This window comes from Niallia sp. MER 6 (genome assembly GCF_023714395.1).
Lineage (GTDB): Bacteria > Bacillota > Bacilli > Bacillales > Cytobacillaceae > Niallia.
This window is the reverse complement of sequence record NZ_JAMAUK010000047.1, coordinates 1-18,378: the sequence shown is the minus strand read 5'-3', so window position 1 is coordinate 18,378 and position 18,378 is coordinate 1. Positions and strand designations below refer to the sequence as shown.

Sequence of the window (18,378 nt, the reverse complement as noted above, 5' to 3'; positions counted from 1 at the left end):
GATTTATTACAATTACTATAGATATCAGTGGAACTTAAAAAAGATGACCCCTGTTCAATACAGAGATCATCTTCTTAAAACTGCCTAGGCTTTTTTTAAATGTCCTTTACAAAGGGTACACTTTATTATTAGTTTGGTTTTTTTGTATACTTACATACTTTTGTACCAGCCTCTTTTTATATTACTTTATAAAATCTCCTTATACATGGCGATTACTTCTTCTTTTGTAGGCTGAAATGGATTCCCTGGGGCACAAGCATCCACAAGCGCAAACTGAGCAAGCTTATCTAAGTCTGCTTCAAATACGCCTAATTCTGACAGAGTTGCAGGAATACCCACACTAACGCTTAATTGTTCAATTGCATTTATCACTTCCTCTGCACATTGCAAAGCTGATTTGCCTTCTGTTTGAATTCCAATAGCCTTAGCAATTGCCGGAAACTTACTTGGGTCTCGTTTAGCATTTTCCCTCTCAACGATTGGCAGAAGCATCGCATTACACACACCATGAGGTAAATCGTAAACGCCGCCTAACTGGTGGGCCATTGCATGGACAAATCCAAGTCCTGCATTATTAAATGCTACACCAGCAAGGAACATGGCGAATACCATCTGCTCTCTTGCTTTGAGATCCTCCCCATTTTTGACTGCTTTTGGCAAATATTCAAAGATAATTTCAACTGCAGCCAAAGCTTGAGCATCTGTAATCCTGTATGCTCCTTTTGACACAATCGCTTCAATCGCATGTGTTAAAGCATCCATCCCTGTAGCAGCTGTCAATGCTTCAGGTTTTGCCGTCATCAGCTCAGGATCATTAATGGAAATTGCTGCAAGACTGTTTTTATCAACCATCACCATCTTCACTTGCCGTTCTTCATCTGTAATAACATAGTTAATCGTATACTCGCTTGAAGTGCCGGCAGTTGTGTTAACTGCTGCAATCGGGACAGATTTATGCGCTGTTTTTCCCACACCTTCGTATGTTCTTAAATCTCCGCCGTTAGCTGCCATAAGGCCAATAGCCTTTGCTGCATCCTGCGGTGAACCTCCACCGACAGAAACGATACAATCACATTGATTTTCTTGAAATACTTGCAAGCCATTCATTACATTAGCAATTGTCGGATTAGGCTTTACTTCGTCGTAAATAATATAATCGATAGCATTGTTTTTCAGTATATTTATCACTTTTTCTGCAATACCATTGTTTACTAATACTTTATCAGTTACAAGCAGTGCTTTCGTAAACTTCAGCTGATGTAAATATTCGCCTGCTTCATTTAGGCAGCCTCTTCCGATTAAGTTCGTACTTGGTATATATAAAACATGTGAAGACATGATGTTTATCCTCCTTTATATGTTCAATATTTCACAAATAAAACGAAAAAGATTCGGTAATCTATTAAGCAATAATAATGCCAGGACGGGGGGTAACATGAAATGCTTTTGCTAAGTCAGCTAATTCTCTGTCTGTTATGGTTTGTTTTATGCGCGCTGGGTCTCCGATTGCTGTGTAAATTTGCGATGCTTTTTCAGCAGTTTCAATTAGACCGAATGTCTCATCAATTGTTGTACCTGCACCGAATATACCATGATGGGGCCATATGACGAGGCGATGCTCCTTCATCTTTTGTGCTGTTTGCAGTCCGATTTCTGCCGTACCAGGAATCATCCATGGCACAATGCCAATTCCGTCCGGAAATACAACGATGCATTCTGTGCACATTTGCCAGAGGGTTTTCGTAAACATTGCTTCATCCAGTTCATGAGTAAAAGTCATGGCAATAATATTTGTCGCATGATTATGCATGATAACACGATGTTCGCTGTCCACCTTTAGTCTTTCTGTGTGACTTTTGAAATGGGCAGGAAGCTCACTTGTCGGAAGTGTTCCATCCTCCAATCCCCACAACAGATCAATGCTTTGCCCTCTCTCTCCTACCTTAATAATTCCAAACGTGTTGCAAGGGTCTTCCTTCGCATTTTTAAAGTATTTGCCTGATCCAGTTACGATAAAAAATTTGCCTTCGAGTTCTTCTACAGACGTCGGAATCGGTATTGTGCGTACCACCTTACTCGCATCTAAGTATTCTTTCACCTCTTCTTCCTTCAGCAAATAACTGATATTGCCGCCATTTCGTTCATCCCATCCAAGCCTCCACATATTAAAAGCAGCATTATACATTTCCTTCAGGAAGGGGGCGTCTTCTAGGTTTTTCTTCTGAACCTTTGTTGGCATTCTCATGCACTCCTTTGTTTTCTCTTAATCTGCTATTTTTGCTTTTTTCGTATGTTGTCTTTTTACATCTTTATCATAAAAGGATAACAAATATAAGTCAACATAAACAAAAACAAACAAAAGAAAAAATAATGAATTTATGAACATTTTATGTCTGTTTTCCCTTATAAAAAAAGAAACCCATGATTGGGTTTCAAATCTTTACAATAGAATAAGGAATTGTTTTTTCCTGCAGCTCCTTCTGATAGTCAGCAGGGATGTTCACATCGGAAATGACATGATGAACATTTTTCAAATCACAAATATGAGCGAAGGTTTTTACTCCGAATTTAGAAGAATCGGCAAGCAAGATAACTTGGGAAGAAATATCGATCATCTTCTTCTTTAATATAGCCTGCCACTCATTGGAGTCACTTAAGCCTGACAAATGCACACCCTTGCATGATAGAAACAGCTTGTTGACATAATAGCTGTCTAAAGATCGTTCTGACAGGGGTCCAACATAGGACAGCGAGTTGGCAAGGAGCATTCCGCCTGTGGAAATAACTTTAATTTGTTCCTTTTTGCTAAGCTCTAGGGCTACCTTAATAGAATTCGTGATAACCGTCAAAGGCATATCAGGCAATTCCTGAGCCATATACCATGCTGTTGTGCTTCCGTCCAATAAGATTTGCTCACTTGGCTCAATCAGCTTCACAGCTTCGGCAGCAATCGCCTTTTTTTCAGCAGAATTGGTAATTTCCCGCACAATAAACGGAATATCGGTTGCTTCTTTTTCAATGCTGACAGCTCCGCCGTGGCTTCTGCTTAACAGCTGCTCTTGTTCTAACTTTTCTAAGTCTCTTCTGATTGTTTCTTCTGTAACAGAAAAGATTTCACTCAGCTCTGATACGCGAATGCTTAATCTTTCGTTTACTAATTCAACAATTTTTCTGCGCCTTTCTGCAACAAGCAACTAATATCTCCCTTTCTTTACAGTCCCTAATTTTTGTTTATTTGGTTTTATGTTTGATTTTGTATTTTTACTATACCATAATTAGCTACTATTTTATATAATACAAGCTACAAAAAAAGGGGCATCAGTATCATAACCTTTGCCCCCATTCGTATTAGCTAAACTTTATACCGTTTTATGAACAGATTTATGCTCAAGCACATCACCGTAACGCTCTTTTTCAATTTGCTGCAATGTTTTTCCTCTTGTGTCAGGTGCAAGAATTATACCGATAATCATATGAATCGCAAGGAAGGCAATCATTACTATACCTGCAACAGTAAACCCTAACGTATCCATCAATAGCGGCAGGATAAACGACCAGACTGCAATACCAGTTCGTACGATAAAATACATAAGTCCTTGTGCACTCGCACGATATTTTGTCGGGAAAAGCTCACTTGTCCATAGAGCATAAAACGCTTGTGCACCAATTCCAGCTGCAGCTCCCCACAGAATAACAAAGGCAATCAGTGTCGGCCATGTCATTGGCATGAATGTCAGGATAATCCAAGCAACAAGTCCCATGCCTGCTCCAATTCCAAACAATGTTTTCCGGCTGACCTTATCTCCAAGCTTCATAAACAGGAAGTATGTTGTCAGCACGGTGAACAGCCACAAAAATGCTTGCAGCATATTAGCCTGCCCTGTGCTTAACCCGCCGACATTTTCATAAATATACGGCATGAAATACCCCATTGCACCTGCTGTTAAATTCCAGAATAAATAAATTCCGATTAACAAAACCAATGCCTGACGATTAGCTTTTAATGTAAATAATTCCTTCAATACATTCGTTTTTGCTTTGCCTTGTAATGCTTCTGCTTTTTCTTTCGCTTGTTGTTCTTCCCAAATTTTCGATTCATCCAAGCCTCGTCTTATATACCATGTCACAAACGCGATAACCAGCAAGTGTAGAAAAATAATTCTTGAACCAGCAAGCCCTAGTGGAGCCAAAATAACTGCAAACACAAAGGTTAACGTTGGACCAATTGACCATGCCAACTGGGCGGTTCCGACATGGGCTGCCCGTTTATGCTGCGGAGATTCTTCTGCGATATACGTCCATGAAACAGGAACACCGGCACCAACTGCCAACCCTGTAATAATCGTTCCGATTAGCAGCATCGGGAAATTGACAGAGGCTGCAATCAATGCAACACCAATCATATAGACGAGCAAATCATAGCTAAAAATAAATTTCCGTCCAAATTTATCTGTTAATGGCCCACCAATCAATGCACCTATCGCCGCACCGAAAGCGTTTGCACTTAATGCACTTAACAACCCTACACCCATGCTGTCAATATTCAAGTATGCTTGCCACATTGTTAAACTGCTTGCAGCGGCGATAATAGAGCCTGCTTCAATATAGTTTGCCATTGCTACAGCAATCGTTGCTTTCCAGCCTGTTACGTTTTTTGCCGCAAATTTTTTGTCTTTCGCCATGTTCTCTCTCTCCTTTAGTCATCATGCACACCTTTAAATCGTTAATCCATATGGAAAACTTCTGCTAATGAAATAGTAACAGGACTGTTATCAGCATTGGTTTCCATTAAAGGCTCCATGAATTCCCACCATTTCTGGTTGATGGCAGTGCTTGCCATCTTGCTCCATTTTTCCTCATCTTTTATTTCAACATAGCCAAACAGCTTGCTTGACTCTTTATCAAGAAATATCGTGTAGTTTTTTGCACCATGATCATGAAGTGCTGCTACCATTTCCGGCCATATTTCATTATGGCGTTTTTCATATTCAGCATGCTTATCTGGATAAACATTCATAATAAAGCCTTTGCGTATCATACTCTCCATCCCCTTTTTTGTAAAGGTTTTCATTTTTGTTGTTTTTTTCTCCTCCCTAATATTAGGGAGGAGTTAACAAACTAGCGCTGAGCTAAAACATCCTGTTCATATGCTTTCACATTTTCCAGCCATGTTTCTCTTACAGGCACATTCATTGTTTCACAATAATAATCCCAAACCGCTCCGAAAGGATATGTCTTAAATTCTTCCATTAATGCTAATCTTTCTGTGAAATTGCCACTTTCTTGCAGCTGTTTTAATTTCTCATTCGGCATCAATAGGGCATTAAGCAATGCCTTAATCATATTTCTTGTGCCGATTGTCCATGCTGCCACACGATTGATGCTTGCGTCAAAGAAATCCAAGCCGATAAGCACCTTGTCAATGGCATTATTGCGGACAATCTCAAGACCAATTTCTTTTAGTTCATCATCAAGTATAACGACATGGTCACTATCCCATCTGACAGGTCTTGATACATGAAGTGCTAATTTATCGGAAAACAGCAGCATCGATGAAATCTTATTGGATACTGTTTCAGTCGGGTGATAATGGCCTGTATCCATCAAGCAGAGCTTATTATTTTTTAAGGCATAGCCCATATAAAACTCATGAGAGCCGACAACATATGATTCAGATCCGATGCCAAAGACTTTGCTTTCTACTGCATCTAAATTGTAGCGTTCATCCGTTTTTTCAGCATAGATTTTATCTAATGATTCCTTTAAGCGGATACGAGGTGTGAGTCTGTCACTTGGAATGTCTTTATATCCGTCTGGTATCCAAATATTTGTTAATGCAGGCGTTCCTAATTCCTTGCCAAAGTACTCTGCAATTTGTCTGCTTTTAATACAGTGTCTGATCCAAAACTCACGGATGTCTTCGTCTGGATGAGAAAGTGTCAGTCCGTCTTCTGCTTTTTTATGAGAAAATAAAGTCGGGTTAAAATCAAGGCCTAATCCTTGCTCTTTAGCCCAAGCTACCCAATTTTCGAAATGCTTCGGTTCAATTTCATCCCTTTCGACCGCTTCTCCGTTTGTTTCTGCATAAATGGCATGCAAGTTTACGCGATGTTTGCCGGGAATGAGCGATAAAGCTACTTCTAAATCACTGCGCAGCTGTTCAGGTGTAGTTGCTTTGCCAGGATAATTGCCTGTTACATCAATCCCGCCTGACAATTCACTTGGATTGGCCTCAAATCCGCCAATATCATCACCTTGCCAACAATGTATGGAAATAGGAATCTCTTGTAACTTTTTCAAGGCTGCCTCTACATCCACGCCCCATTGTTCGTATTGTTTTTTTGCTGCTTCAAAGTTTTCTTTTACTGACATCATTGCGCCTCCTCATATTGTTTGTGCTGCTTCATATCCTTTTACATCAAAAGAATGCTTTATTAACTTCCTCGCTTCATGTATATCCTTTATTTCTCCTAAAGCAATTAATTGCGAAACGATATTGCCGATTGCTGTTGCCTCAACAGGCCCTGCAAACACTTGCTTTTTTGTGGCATCAGCTATGAGCTGGTTCAGCAGTTCGTTTTGACAGCCCCCGCCGATAATATTAATCTTTGTAAATTTCTTCTCGAAGATTTCTTCAATTTCACCAATTGCTGCAACATAGCACTCTACTAGAGAGTCATATACACATTTGGCGATCTCACCTGGTGTTGAAGGAATAGCTTGATTTGTTTCTGCACAGTATTTTTGTATTTCTTCTATCATATTTTCTGGATTTAAAAAACGGTCATCGTTAACATTGACAATCGATGTGAAGTGGCTTGCCGCTTTTGCCAGCTCCACAAATTCAGCAAATGAATATTGATTATCATAATTTCTGCGCACTTCTTGAATCATCCATAATCCCATGATGTTCTTCAAAAACCGGAAGCGGTAGTCAATGCCTCCTTCATTTGTGAAGTTGTAATCCAATGCCTTCGTCACACATATCGGGAACCTGTTTTCTACTCCAATTAAAGACCATGTGCCTGAACTGATATAAATAGTCTCCTCATGTTCCGGCACTGCAATTACGGCAGAAGCAGTGTCATGTGTCGCAGGCAGCACAACCTTTAAGCTGAACCCGAATTCCTCTGCCAACTCTTCTTTTATTTCTCCTAATACGGTGCCTGGTGTTTTGATTTCCTGAAAGATTTCTGGTTTGATAGAAATCGCTTCAAGCAATTGTTTATCCCACTTTTTCGTAAAGGCATTAACGAGCTGTGTGGACGTGGCATTAGTATATTCATTAACCGCTTTACCTGTCAGCAAGTAATGGAAGTAATCTGGAATCATTAAAAATGTAGATGCTTTATCCAAACTTTCTTGATCTGTTTTCTGAAGGGCGCGGAGCTGATACATCGTATTGAATTTTTGAAACTGAATGCCGGTTTCCAAGTAAATCCTTTCCTTGATGATATGCTCGAAAACCTCCTCCATCATGCCGTCAGTCCGGTCATCCCTGTAAGACACTGCCTCTGTCAGCAGCTCACCGTTATCATCGAGCAGTACAAAGTCGACTGCCCATGTATCAATGCCGATACTTTCCGGCTTTACATTTAAATCACTGCATTTTTTTATTCCTTGTTTTATTTCGACAAAGAGCTGCTCTAAATCCCAGCAATAGTATTGTCCTTTTTTGACAATGCTGTTCGAAAAGCGGTGCACTTCTTCCAAAAACAGTCTCCCCTGTTTTAAAGAACCGAGCATCAGTCGTCCGCTTGAGGCTCCAATATCAACGGCCAAGACAGATTTGTTCATATAATACCTCTCCTTGTTCCCCTTTTGAAAACGTTTCCTAATTAGTATTTTACTGAATGAAAACGCATAATAAAATAACGTTATTTTTCTTATTTGTTGTCCTTAAATTCCTAAAGAGTAAAATTAACCACAAAAAAACCGGCAAGTTTCGCTACCTTGCCAGTGCTTTTCTCAGTTCTTTTGGTGTTTTCTTATATTTTTCTTTAAAGATTCGGTAAAAATAACTGATATTATCATAGCCTACTTCTTCCACTACGGTCCGGACAGGAAAATCGGTCGTTTCCAGTAGTTCTTTCGCTTTCGTTAAGCGCTTTTCCTGTATTAAATCTTTAAATGTAAAGCCAGTCGCTTTTTTAATATTTTTACTTAAGCTTGAGCTAGATTGCATTAAGTGATTGGCAAGCTCCTGAAGAGTGCCGCTTTTATAGTGCTCTTCAATATATTTTAATGATTCAACAATAAGGAAATGCTGAGAAGAGGATGAAAGGTTTTTCGTGATTTTATCCGTATTTTTCACAAGCTCAATTAAAAGCAGACCCATATACAGCTTCATTTTTGATTCTGCTAGCAGGGAGTTTGCGTTCTCCTCCTTAATGAGATTTTCAACCAGTACTTGAATTTCCGCCACATCTGCTACAGCATAATATAAATATTGTCCATTTTGCGTGTGATTAAATAAGCTGTTAATTAAAAACTCGGTAATGATATTCTCACCGTTTAAGTATTGAAAGATAAATTGAAAAAACAATGGCTGAATAATGAAATTAAGGACAAGATCATCTTCCCCGCATGCCTCAATCTCATGCTCGATATGCTGATTAAGAAAAAGCAGCTCCCCTTTTTTCAAAATAATGGCGTTATTATCTACCTTTTGCCGCAGTTCTCCCTTCACAACATAATTAATTTCAATATAGTTATGTTTGTGCTTTGGAAAATCAATAAATCTAGTATGTTTCCTAACGGTTATCATTTTGTTTTTATCCAGAAATTTTTCACTTTCAATAATGAAATGATTTTGACTTGTATAAAGGTCTTTCCTGACCTTTTTCTCTTGAGATAATATCTCGGCCTCTTCTTCTGTCAGTTCCATTAATTGCTTTAAAAGAAGTGCATCCATATAAATTCCCCCTGACTTCTCTGTTAGAAGCTTCATTACTATATTACTAACAATCTCAAAGTTTAGGCAATCAAAAAATGAAACCGTTTTACTAAAAAAAAAAAAAAAAAACAGGACTGATATAAAACCAGTCCTGTTTTAGCTGCGACTATTTTTGAAATGTTTTTAGTTTCACACTTCCAAGCAGCCCAGTTGGCTGCAAGATTCTGTATTGAGAAAGATAGTCTTTTTGGGCAGTTCCAAGTGTATTCGTCACTTCCACTGTCAACAAATTCCGGCCTTTTTGAACAAAAGGAGAAATATCATAAACGTATGGCTTACTTACCTTTACTCCTGCAGAAGAGCCATTTATAAACACTTCGGCAATTTCATAAGCTTCGCCTAAATCAAGCTGATAATCAGTTGAACAATCATTTATGAATAACTCTTTTTGGTATCGAACACTACCAGAAAATGCTGGATACAAAGAAGGTTTAGCGATGTTTGTTAATTCCTCCAACACAAAGCTTTTATGGAAGCTCGGATACTCAGCTGCTGTTGCTAATGCAACCTCCCACGGGCCAGTTATTTCACATTCTCCCGTTTGCTTGCTGGCAGGAACTTGTTGAGCGTCGAGCTGACAATCGGACACAATCCATATTGCTGCTTCCTGCGGTGCCAAGAATAATGGAATTTCATTTTGAATTGTCTCCACCCAACGAAGGCAATTGTTTTCCCATGGATCATATTTATATAGATAACCTGATTCCTTGAGTGTCACTTTATTGATAATCTCACTATCTGGTGATTCATTAAAAAACATATACACGGTGTTTTCTAAATGACGGTATTGGTAATATCGCAGGTCAGCTGCTGCCTTTTCTAACATAATTTCATAGGCCCCTTCTGCTCTCATCATGCTTGCAAGCTTTTCTAAAGGCACTATCTTGACTTGTTCTGATTCTTCTAGCCATTTTATTTCGTCACTTACTAAATCATCCTCACTTGCTCCAACAGGGAGAGCATTTATAAATATCAGCATTGCTCCGGCGCGAATCAGCTGTGCTGCTTTTTCAAAGAATGCTTTCGGCAGCCGTTCTGCATATGGAATGACTAGGTTATGAAACTCCTCCTGATGTAAGAGGATTTTATTATTTTTCACCTCAGCATTCATAAGCAAGTCTAGTGATACTATATCAAAATCGATTTGATTCTGTGTTAATACCTTTGCTGGTTTTTGGAAAAGCATTGCATTCCCTGACCACTCTGCTTCTGCATGATAAAGAATTAGTGATGTGGCGACATGCTGACCGTCACTTAATAGCTCTGACACCCGATTTGTATAATTCATTAATAAATGCAAATAGCGATGCTGCGGATTGATGCCATGTGCATAAAAATGGGGCGGACAGTCTGCATCTGGAAATGGTGCCATGTCAAAAGAATGGGGCACAAAGTGATTGATTCCTCTAACAAGCATATGGTCTGTCATCCATTTCATCAGATTTAATCCTTCAGACCAGCCGTAGGCTCCGTATATTTCACACATTGTTCTGCCTTTTTTCTGGGAGTCCAAATGACCAAGCGATGCCCCAAGTTTACCTAAGCCATAATGAAAGAATTCTCCGTCCCATCCTGTTGAAGTGAATGTTTTGAAATAGCCTTCATCCATTCCAGGAAGGAGCTGATGCAAGACTACATCAATGCCTGACATACTTTGGCCGCCAAGTGCGCGGAAGAAATGTCCGGCACCATAGCCTAATCTTCCATGTGCATTATTATCCTCTATTAAATGACCAACATATTCTACCCCATGCTCAGTACACCAGTGAGCTAGTTTATTTGTAAAATTTTCTGCATACATTTTTGAAACGAGATTCATATAAGCATGCCTTATTTGATGCTGTTTTTTTGTACCATCTGTAAGGAGCAGAGGCAATAGTTCCTTGGCTGATTTTCCGAATGTCTCCTCCAACAAAGCAACGATGTTTGCATGCCACGGCAGCACCATTTCCGTTTTTCCGATAATAGCATCCGGGCCTTTTATATTGCCGAATCTAGGTTCATCTGTAAAAAAACCAGCAATCGTTGTCCCGAAATGCGATGAGAATTTGTCAAAATGAGGCTGATAAACTGTATCTATTAATACTTGGGTGGCATTTGGATCAATTGGATTTAAATAACCTTCTGTTGATCTTTCTCCACCGCTGAAAGTTTCTACTAAAATAAAAATTCGCCAATTGCCTTCTGGAACATCCCAATAAACAACACCATTTTCTAAATGCTTCGTAATATCAACAAGTGTATCGGTATCGACTGTATTGTAATCTATGATTTTTGCAGCTATTATGCCAATAATCTGGTCAGCTGTGTCCTTTTGTCCGTTTATTTCCGCAGTTCCGTCTGTTCCTACAGACAGAATTGAATTTCGGTCCCCACTTGCATGTCTAACGATAATGCCAGCATCTCTTTGCGGGCCATGAAAATCAAGCTGTGTTATTTTTAAAAATTTCTTTCTTAATTCTGGATGATGCTTTATTATTGCCCCGTTTGCATAGCCTGTTGGAAAATGTGCATCATCAAACAACCATACCTTCATGTTCTTTTCCTTAGCCACTTCTAATACGATCTGTAAATCTTTCCACCATCTTTCACCGACAAAATCAGGATGGGGCCGGGGCTCGACGCAAACCGCTCTTATCCCGCTTTTATAAATTTCGTGCATATATTCCTCAATTACTTCCTCAGACTCTCCATGCATCCATAGAAAAGGAAATATATAATTATTTTCTTGCTTCGTTAATAATTTAGTTAATTTTTCCATTATATCTCCCTGCCCTTATCTTTATTAACCATTAATTTAGCTGTTTGCTTTCCAGTCAGAATATAAGTAATAGCTAATGTTACGAAAAATGCTACAAGCGCTGAAATTATATAAGCTGTAAAGCTAGAATCAATCCCTTTTGGATTGATGAACAGTGGTGCAGCGAAAAGTGCATTGCCGCCAAATCCATACATTTTTGCATTCATAAAGGCTGTTATGCCCCCGGCAATTCCTCCACCTATAAAGGCAGCGACAAATGGCTTTTTGTAGGGAATCGCAATACTGTAAATAATCGGCTCCGTTACTCCAAAGAGCCCTGTCATGCCTGTCGAAAATCCTAGTGAGCGATTCGCTTTATCTTTTTGCTTTAAAGCAAAACCAATGGCTGCTCCTGCCAAGGCAAATACGGTTACATTTAAAATGGCATTGATCGGGTCTTCTCCCATTGTTGTAATATTGTTCATTAGAATCGGGATAAACGCATAATGCAGACCAAAGATAACGACCAATTGCCAAAATGCTCCAAGGATTATTCCTGTTATTACTGGGCTTATCCCATAAACTGCTTGTGTACCAGATGCAAGAATATCACTTAAATAAGTCATCAGCGGTCCAATTAATAAAAAGGTTGTAGGTACTGTAATGATGAGAACAAGGAGCGGAGTCAGGAAGAACTTCACCGCATCCGGCACTTTATCTTTTATTCTTTTTTCTATAAATGCTGCCAAGGCAACTGCTGCAATAATCGGAAACACCGAATTTCCATAACTCGCCAGCACAACCGGTATTTGCAGGAACGTAATATGAGCTCCTTCATTGTAAAGAGCAGTAATATTAGGGTAAACGAGCCCTGCTCCAATCGTTGCTGCCACAAATGGATTGGAGTTCAGTTTCATCGCAGCAGAAACGCCAAGAATAATCGGCATAAAATAGAAGAATCCATCTGAAAAAGCGTACAATATTTGATAGGTGCCACTTTCAGTTGATAGCAGCTGAAAGGAAGTAAAACCTGCAAGCAAGCCCTTTATGATACCGGCGGCTGTCATGACACCCATTACTGGGAAGAGAATGCCAGATATGAGTTTAAAAAAGCGATTAAATGCCCCTTCTTTGACTTGACTAGAACGTTCGGTATTTTGTGCAGACTGCTCATGCTCTATCGATAGCAGTTTTATAACCTGATCATATGCTTTCGACACTCCTGTTCCAACAATTATCTGATATTGTCCGCCAGATACAGCTGTTCCTAATACACCTTGTATTTTTTTTATGGCTTCTGTGTTTGCTTTGCTTTCATCCTTCAGCACGAATCGCAGCCTTGTCATACAATGTGTAATGCTTGAAACATTTTCCTTGCCTCCAATTTCAGAAACAACACTTTCTGCCAACTTTGTATAATCCATTTACGCCACTCCTCTATCGGTATATGACCAACTAATTTACCTGCCTTTGCATTACGTTAATTCAGTAATATCGTTATTGGAACCGCTAACAATTTTTATTGTAATGTAAATATATTTATATTAAAATTGCTGAATATAACTACTTACTTTACCAAACTTAACTTTTTAGAAAGAGGTGGAGCATGCAAAAAACTGAATTAATGGAGCTCTTGTTTACTATGTCTGACAGAGAGCTCTATTATAAAACCAATCCAGATTACTATAATTCCTTGTTTGATAGCTGTGACAGCATAGAGCTTAATAACCAAAAAGTATATGTCTTCAAGTTCAACGATCAAAAAAAGGAGAATGCCTATTCTCCGCCTAACCCAACTCTTGAAATTGTTAAGCATTCCAGGTATTCTACTATTCCTTTCCATATTCATGACTATATAGAAATGAACTATGTATATGCAGGGACCTGCACGGCTATCGTCCAGGATAAAGTTATCCCGTTACAGTGCGGAGATGTTTGTATCATGGATACAAACGTGCCTCATACAATCTGTGATGCAGAGGAAAAGGATATTATCATCAATATTCTCATGGATAAAAGCTACTTTACTGCTTCCATGCTCGGACAGCTGTCAAGCAATAGCATTATTTCCGACTTTATATTAGAGGCTATATCACATGATCGCCTGCATAACCGCTTTCTTTTATTTCACTGTCAGAACAGTGATAAGCTAGGCTCACACGTCGAGAATCTGTTATGTGAATTCTACGAACCTAGCTTTTGCTCAAAAGATATTATCAACGCTTATATGGTATTAATCTTTGCAGAAATGCTTCGGCATTTTCAAACAGACAATAACAGCAAATCGGCTAATGGGAAACAGAATCCGATATTGGATATCCTTCTATACATGGAGGAAAATTTTCAAAGCTGTACCTTACAAGAGGTAGCACAGCATTTCAGCTTCCATCCCAACTATTTAAGCAGGCTTATTAAAAAAAGTACTGGGAAAAGCTTCAAACAGCTACTTCAGGAACAAAAGCTTAACAAAGCTTCCTATTTGCTAAATCACACATCCATGACAATTGCCGAAATTTTAAATGAAATAGGATATCAAAATCATGGCTTCTTTAATAGAATCTTTAAAGAGAGATATAATGTGACACCTAAAGAGTATCAAAGGAATATTCACCTTGGACAAAAAAGCACGCCCATTTCTTAAATGTGGGCGTGCTTTTTGATTCCATTATTCTGTCACAATGCATTGTTCACAAGAAACTTCTCACAGTCTTCCACATTTAGCGGCCGGCTGAACAAGTAACCTTGCAATTCATCACATTGGACTTCTTCTAGAAATGCTCTTTGATGTTCGTCTTCTACACCTTCCGCAATAACTTTTACGTTTAATGCCTTTGACATCATTACAATCATTCGGACAATCGCTGTATCTTTCTCGCTTTTTTCCAACGAGGTGATGAAAGACCGGTCAATTTTTAATCTGTCAATCTGAAATTTGCTTAAATAATGCAAAGAGGAATAGCCTGTTCCAAAATCATCAATGGCAATATTAAAGCCCATTTCCTTTAGACAAGCAAGCTTGGACATATTTTGTTCAATTGGTCCCATCGCAATACTCTCCGTTATTTCTAGCTCAATGTTTTTTGGATTTGCACCAGTTTCGTTCATAATCGTCTTTACTAGGTTAACGAAATTCTCTTGCTGAAACTGCAGAGATGAAATATTGACAGCAATTCGTAAATCAGGGAATCCCTTTTTACACCATAGCACAGACTGCCTGCAAGCCTGCCATAAAACACTTTCTCCGATTGGCAAAATGAGGCCTGTTTCCTCAGCTATGGGAATAAACTCACCTGGCGGAACAAGACCGATTCCTGGTCGCTCCCAGCGCACCAATGCTTCCACGCCAACAATTTGACGAGTGTGTAAGGATATTTGCGGCTGGTAATGCAAGATGAATTCATTTCGTTCAAGCCCTTTTCTTATCGAGCGCTCTAATTCCATTATAGACTTCATACTCATGGAGCCATTATATACTTTAAAATGATCTTTACCATTTTCTTTCACATTGTACATGGCCGTATCTGCCTTCATCAATAAAGCATCTAGGTCGCTGCCGTGATCAGGATACATAGCAATGCCAATACTTGGTGTAATATTCAATTCAACATTATTTATAAAATAGGACTCTCGCAAGCTCTTAAGTATTAATTGCGCAAGTTCTTCGATTTTACAGATCTCTGCATTTTCAATCAGGAGCGCATACTCATCACCGCCAATTCTGCAGACAACCCCATTTGGGGAAACGTTGGCTGACAATCTTTCCCCCACTTCCTTCAAAAGCAAGTCACCATAGGAATGGCCAAGACTGTCATTTATATGCTTGAATCGGTCTAAATCCAGAAGGATAAAGGCAAGCTTTTTACTTGAGCAGTTATTCTCTAAAGCCTGTGCAAGCCGCTTTTCCATATACCTGCGATTTGGCAGTCCTGTAACAACATCATGAAAGGCAAGGTATTCCATCGAATTGATAATTTCGACGAGCTTGTCTGTCCTTTCTTTTACCTTCTGCTCTAAACCTTCATTTAATTTGTTTAAATCATCGACTAATCTGTCGTTTTCAAGCAATGTAAAGATTTGCCTTATTATCAGCAGGATAATACTGATGGATAATCCAAGAAAAACCGGATGTGTGCCATACAGCAAATACGTAAAATAGAAGGTCAATATCAATACACCAAAATAGGGAATAATATGCTTTATGTAAATATTTTCATTTTCCTGTGTGTTATTGCGCGATAATGCAAAAGCAGGCGCTGGTTGATGATAGATACCTGAGAGCCCAATTAAAAGGGCTGATAATATCCACATTGGTTCATTAATACTGCTGACAGAATAAGCATCGATCACTTTAAGATAAGTAAAAATCGTGTCTGCGACTATTTGTGTAAGTAAACCAGCAACAAGCAGAAAGGTAGTTTTCTTAGCCAAAACTCTTTTCGATGTATTAAAAAGACTAATTACCCCTACTAGGACAATAAGATCTAATATGGGATAAATCAATTCTGTTAACGAAAAGCTAATATTAGCAGATTGACTGAATAAAGGTCTAATTAAAAACAACCAGCTAAAGGTTACTGCTGCCGACATCGCAATTAAGATATCCAGCAAAAATCTAATAGTTAAAAGCGAACTTTTAATTTGGTTAATCAGGACAAGCAAGGACAAAAAATATAAAATGTTCTGTACGATAAAAAATTTCTCTGCTAATTTACCATAGCCGCTATTATTATTTAAAATAAATTGGTTATAGCTCCAAAGCATTGTGCCGACAAGATAGAACAGCACCCCTAATGCAAGCAAAAGCCAAAAGCTTTTAGCTGAAGTTTTATCTTTTAAAAATGTGGATAGGATCCAATAGATAGATGCACTGCAGGCAATCAACTGGAAGCTTACACCGCCCCAGTCCAGCAGCTGTTGATTGCTGCTGAAGATGATATTCCAAAGGACGTTTGCCACAATAAAAAAAACGATAAAGGAATAGGCAAACCGTTTTGTACTTAGACTAGACATCTATATCTCCATTCTTATTTAAATATCGTTTTTCTTTTTATATCTTTTGGCTGAATCAGCCAAGAAAATTTATCTTTATGTTCATATATCTCTTGTGGATATAGGATAGCAGGAATGACATAATCTCCTTTATAGTATATTTTTTCGCCGGCAGTTTCCAGTGGTATTTTGTAAACAGTTTTTAATGCTCGAAAAAAAACTCTTTCCAAAAGAACGACACAATGGGTGATTTGGCGGGATTGTGCGTAATCCACATACAAAGTTAACAGCCTTTCTAAATTTTTGCCGCGATGGTTCTTTAAAATTGCTACCTTATCAATCTCCATAATTTGCTCTAGTTTCAACGATTTAATTTTCTCCAGCTCGTGAAAGGGGAAAACACTGTTAATATTATTAGTCGGATGGAGAGAATATGGCTTAAATTCAATAGTTCCTACTTTTTGTTCATTTGGATCAATTATTAAAAAACGGTCTGCATCCATCTCAGACATTTCAAAGCCATATCCCTTTTCAACCCAGCACTCCATCCAGATTTGATTAAACTCATTAAGCAATGCAAACGAATCAACTTTCATATACACATTACTTCCCTCCCATAAATTACAAGCTTTATGCCTTTCTAGTATGTATGCAAGGTTATTATACTTATTTTTTCTTAAGCTAGTAACGAAAAAAGTGAAAAAAATCTAATAAAATGAAAACGTTTTCCAGTAGGTTCCACAACTGTCAAAAAAGCGGATAATTTTATTGCTGATTTAGACATTTCTTACTTTATTTGGATACGTAAAATTTATTTACAAGAGAATAAAAAAGCTAAGCGGGTATCCGCTTAGCAATTAGACTTTAAGTATCCATTCAAAATATATGGCGAGATAAAATGCTACTCCAAAGATAATCATGAAAATAATGGTGCCAATATATTGTTTTGATCCTTTTATGTATTTCCATTCCATGAATGCTTCGTATCCGAATATGACAAGCAAATATGCCGGCCAGATAAAGGAGCTATCGGCATCCAATATAAACGGCGAGGTACAAACGATTAATATGGCGATGATTACCCTTCCGAATATGTCTGCCTTCTTTCCCTCTGTTTTAGATACCTTCTTTTTTTGAACACCCAGCAATTTAAATAGGAGTTTTTCAATTAAGTATACACCTGCCCATACTATGGCAAATAAGATGATATATTTCATGCTGCTTATTATTTCCTCTCTATTTTCTATTGTTTAGCTTAGTCAGCTACAGGTGAATCTTGCTTCTCCCAGTCTGTCGGTCCTTTTAGACGGCACAAATTTTTGCCAATACTCACCGGTTTCTTTATTGAATAAAAGAATATTATTATCGTTTACTGGAATTACCTCATAGTTTCCTTCTGATTTTAAAGAGCTGGCAATGCCCCAGCAGCCTGCTGCTACGCAAAGTCCTAGAAAAATTATGGAATAGGCCAAAAGATTTTTATGCACATAACAACTCCTTCCTTATTTATCCATTATAACCTTTACAGTTATTAACAGATAGACTTTTTTCTGAGCATGTTTATGAAAAATAAGAAAAACCGGGCATAGCCCGGTCCTTTTCATGGTTAGAGAATATCCGATAATTTGTACTCTATGCCATGTACCCCTTTATAATACTCAGGATACATTTCACCCCCACATTTTTCACATGC

General features: G+C 38.4%; 16 protein-coding genes. 2 read left to right on the top strand and 14 right to left on the bottom strand.

Annotated elements, in window-relative coordinates; all coding sequences use genetic code 11:
- Positions 1 to 88: IS3 family transposase (locus M3600_RS26670; RefSeq protein ID WP_164849711.1), on the top strand; the 88-nt coding region annotated here is incomplete at its 5' end.
- A gap of 98 nt (positions 89 to 186) precedes the next feature.
- Here the strand turns inward: M3600_RS26670 and M3600_RS26665 are convergent.
- From M3600_RS26665 to M3600_RS26620, 10 genes are all read right to left on the bottom strand, one after another.
- Positions 187 to 1,338, bottom strand: coding sequence for an iron-containing alcohol dehydrogenase (locus tag M3600_RS26665; protein WP_237941484.1), 1,152 nt, complete (start codon positions 1,336 to 1,338; stop codon positions 187 to 189).
- Positions 1,339 to 1,402: 64 nt separating this feature from the next.
- A complete protein-coding gene (gene rhaD / locus M3600_RS26660; RefSeq protein ID WP_251648207.1) occupies positions 1,403 to 2,239 on the bottom strand; it encodes a rhamnulose-1-phosphate aldolase in 837 nt (278 codons plus the stop codon).
- A gap of 193 nt (positions 2,240 to 2,432) precedes the next feature.
- Positions 2,433 to 3,194: a DeoR/GlpR family DNA-binding transcription regulator gene (locus M3600_RS26655; protein WP_237941486.1), complete on the bottom strand. Its 762-nt coding sequence runs from the start codon at positions 3,192 to 3,194 to the stop codon at positions 2,433 to 2,435.
- Positions 3,195 to 3,359: 165 nt separating this feature from the next.
- Positions 3,360 to 4,682 carry an MFS transporter gene (locus M3600_RS26650; protein WP_233313735.1) on the bottom strand — a complete coding sequence of 441 codons (1,323 nt, stop codon included), beginning with the start codon at positions 4,680 to 4,682 and terminating at the stop codon, positions 3,360 to 3,362.
- A 41-nt stretch (positions 4,683 to 4,723) separates the two neighbouring features.
- The gene (rhaM, locus tag M3600_RS26645; protein WP_233313734.1) at positions 4,724 to 5,038 is read right to left on the bottom strand and encodes an L-rhamnose mutarotase; all 315 of its coding nucleotides are present in this window, start codon (positions 5,036 to 5,038) and stop codon (positions 4,724 to 4,726) included.
- Positions 5,039 to 5,118: 80 nt separating this feature from the next.
- Positions 5,119 to 6,372, bottom strand: a complete 1,254-nt coding sequence (rhaA, locus tag M3600_RS26640) for an L-rhamnose isomerase (protein ID WP_233314748.1) — start codon at positions 6,370 to 6,372, stop codon at positions 5,119 to 5,121.
- A gap of 12 nt (positions 6,373 to 6,384) precedes the next feature.
- Positions 6,385 to 7,797, bottom strand: coding sequence for a rhamnulokinase (rhaB, locus tag M3600_RS26635; RefSeq protein ID WP_251648205.1), 1,413 nt, complete (start codon positions 7,795 to 7,797; stop codon positions 6,385 to 6,387).
- A 151-nt stretch (positions 7,798 to 7,948) separates the two neighbouring features.
- Complete coding sequence (locus M3600_RS26630) at positions 7,949 to 8,914, bottom strand: AraC family transcriptional regulator (RefSeq protein WP_233313732.1); 966 nt, start codon at positions 8,912 to 8,914, stop codon at positions 7,949 to 7,951.
- A gap of 148 nt (positions 8,915 to 9,062) precedes the next feature.
- Positions 9,063 to 11,717 carry a glycosylhydrolase-like jelly roll fold domain-containing protein gene (locus M3600_RS26625; protein ID WP_251648204.1) on the bottom strand — a complete coding sequence of 885 codons (2,655 nt, stop codon included), beginning with the start codon at positions 11,715 to 11,717 and terminating at the stop codon, positions 9,063 to 9,065.
- Positions 11,717 to 13,120: a PTS transporter subunit EIIC gene (locus tag M3600_RS26620; protein WP_233313730.1), complete on the bottom strand. Its 1,404-nt coding sequence runs from the start codon at positions 13,118 to 13,120 to the stop codon at positions 11,717 to 11,719. Before M3600_RS26620 ends, M3600_RS26625 begins: the two co-directional genes overlap by 1 nt.
- 182 nt (positions 13,121 to 13,302) lie before the next feature.
- On the opposite strand from M3600_RS26620, the gene M3600_RS26615 reads away from it, so the two are divergent.
- Positions 13,303 to 14,337, top strand: coding sequence for an AraC family transcriptional regulator (locus M3600_RS26615; protein ID WP_237941490.1), 1,035 nt, complete (start codon positions 13,303 to 13,305; stop codon positions 14,335 to 14,337).
- Positions 14,338 to 14,369: 32 nt separating this feature from the next.
- Here M3600_RS26615 and M3600_RS26610 read toward each other — a convergent pair whose 3' ends face one another.
- From M3600_RS26610 to M3600_RS26595, 4 genes are all read right to left on the bottom strand, one after another.
- Entirely contained in the window at positions 14,370 to 16,706 is a 2,337-nt protein-coding gene (locus tag M3600_RS26610) for a putative bifunctional diguanylate cyclase/phosphodiesterase (RefSeq protein ID WP_251648203.1), read from the bottom strand.
- Between the two features lie 14 nt (positions 16,707 to 16,720).
- Positions 16,721 to 17,287, bottom strand: coding sequence for a hypothetical protein (locus M3600_RS26605; protein ID WP_233313727.1), 567 nt, complete (start codon positions 17,285 to 17,287; stop codon positions 16,721 to 16,723).
- A 255-nt stretch (positions 17,288 to 17,542) separates the two neighbouring features.
- Positions 17,543 to 17,902 carry a DUF4181 domain-containing protein gene (locus M3600_RS26600; protein WP_237941492.1) on the bottom strand — a complete coding sequence of 120 codons (360 nt, stop codon included), beginning with the start codon at positions 17,900 to 17,902 and terminating at the stop codon, positions 17,543 to 17,545.
- A 42-nt stretch (positions 17,903 to 17,944) separates the two neighbouring features.
- Positions 17,945 to 18,172 (bottom strand): hypothetical protein, encoded by a 228-nt coding sequence (locus tag M3600_RS26595; protein ID WP_251648201.1) that lies wholly within the window; start codon positions 18,170 to 18,172, stop codon positions 17,945 to 17,947.
- Between the last annotated feature and the right edge of the window lie 206 nt (positions 18,173 to 18,378).

Bases quoted from the DNA above. Each gene is read 5' to 3' on its own strand.
- M3600_RS26665 (WP_237941484.1), bottom strand. From the start codon at position 1,338: ATGTCTTCACATGTTTTATATATACCAAGTACGAACTTAATCGGAAGA.
- rhaD (WP_251648207.1), bottom strand. From the start codon at position 2,239: ATGCCAACAAAGGTTCAGAAGAAAAACCTAGAAGACGCCCCCTTCCTG.
- M3600_RS26650 (WP_233313735.1), bottom strand. From the start codon at position 4,682: ATGGCGAAAGACAAAAAATTTGCGGCAAAAAACGTAACAGGCTGGAAA.
- rhaM (WP_233313734.1), bottom strand. From the start codon at position 5,038: ATGATACGCAAAGGCTTTATTATGAATGTTTATCCAGATAAGCATGCT.
- rhaA (WP_233314748.1), bottom strand. From the start codon at position 6,372: ATGTCAGTAAAAGAAAACTTTGAAGCAGCAAAAAAACAATACGAACAA.
- rhaB (WP_251648205.1), bottom strand. From the start codon at position 7,797: ATGAACAAATCTGTCTTGGCCGTTGATATTGGAGCCTCAAGCGGACGA.
- M3600_RS26630 (WP_233313732.1), bottom strand. From the start codon at position 8,914: ATGGATGCACTTCTTTTAAAGCAATTAATGGAACTGACAGAAGAAGAG.
- M3600_RS26625 (WP_251648204.1), bottom strand. From the start codon at position 11,717: ATGGAAAAATTAACTAAATTATTAACGAAGCAAGAAAATAATTATATA.
- M3600_RS26620 (WP_233313730.1), bottom strand. From the start codon at position 13,120: ATGGATTATACAAAGTTGGCAGAAAGTGTTGTTTCTGAAATTGGAGGC.
- M3600_RS26615 (WP_237941490.1), top strand. From the start codon at position 13,303: ATGCAAAAAACTGAATTAATGGAGCTCTTGTTTACTATGTCTGACAGA.
- M3600_RS26610 (WP_251648203.1), bottom strand. From the start codon at position 16,706: ATGTCTAGTCTAAGTACAAAACGGTTTGCCTATTCCTTTATCGTTTTT.
- M3600_RS26600 (WP_237941492.1), bottom strand. From the start codon at position 17,902: ATGAAATATATCATCTTATTTGCCATAGTATGGGCAGGTGTATACTTA.